This is a genomic window from Psychromonas arctica, from assembly GCF_038155225.1.
In the GTDB taxonomy this organism is placed as follows: Bacteria; Pseudomonadota; Gammaproteobacteria; order Enterobacterales; family Psychromonadaceae; genus Psychromonas; species Psychromonas arctica_B.
The window spans coordinates 1-226 of record NZ_JBAKBA010000241.1; the positions used below are offsets into that span (position 1 = coordinate 1).

At 42.0% G+C, this 226-nt stretch carries 1 protein-coding gene; it reads left to right on the forward strand.

The genetic code is table 11. The features are described 5' to 3' along the window. Positions 1–226, forward strand: a 226-nt coding sequence (locus tag V6255_RS18415; protein WP_341629424.1) for a TRAP transporter large permease subunit, incomplete at both ends; no start/stop codon positions are given.

Sequence of the window (226 nt, forward strand, 5' to 3'; positions counted from 1 at the left end):
ATTCTTTGCCTTTATGCCCTACCGTATTATGAGCATCATGGAAAATTCAATCATGATGGCAGGTCCTATGTTTATTTTCATGGGGAACGTATTACAAATAACCAAGTTAGCCGAGCAATTGTTAGAGGCAATGGGGGAGTTATTTGGCCGCGTTAGAGGTGGTGTTGCTGTTTCTACTATTTTAGTAGGTTGTTTATTAGCAGCCTCAACGGGTGTTGTTGGAGCC